Origin of the sequence: Bacillus sp. SIMBA_031, assembly GCF_046535225.1 — a bacterium.
Classification (GTDB): Bacteria; Bacillota; Bacilli; order Bacillales; family Bacillaceae; genus Bacillus; species Bacillus velezensis.
In genome coordinates, this window is record NZ_JAWRXC010000782.1 from 1 (window position 1) to 228 (window position 228).

Genomic DNA, 228 nt, shown 5'->3' on the forward strand with positions numbered 1-228 from the left:
CTTCTAGCTTATGAACTGAGAAATGCATTAGAGCACCTTGGTGAGATTTCCGGAGAAGTTACGAATGATGAAGTTTTGGGGAATATTTTCTCTAAGTTTTGTATCGGGAAATAGGTGATGTTTTAGATTAAAAATGGCCTATATCTAACATACAGAACCACATATTATTGAAAGTAAAATAAATATTGTTGTTTTAACTTTTTCAGATTTTTATCATTATAAAGTCAG

The 228-nt window shown here is 30.3% G+C and carries 1 protein-coding gene; it reads left to right on the forward strand.

Going from position 1 to position 228, the window contains the following annotated elements:
* Nucleotides 1-114, forward strand: a 114-nt coding sequence (locus tag SB724_RS22185) for a hypothetical protein (protein ID WP_410573288.1), incomplete at its 5' end; no start/stop codon positions are given.
* Nucleotides 115-228: the final 114 nt, after the last annotated feature.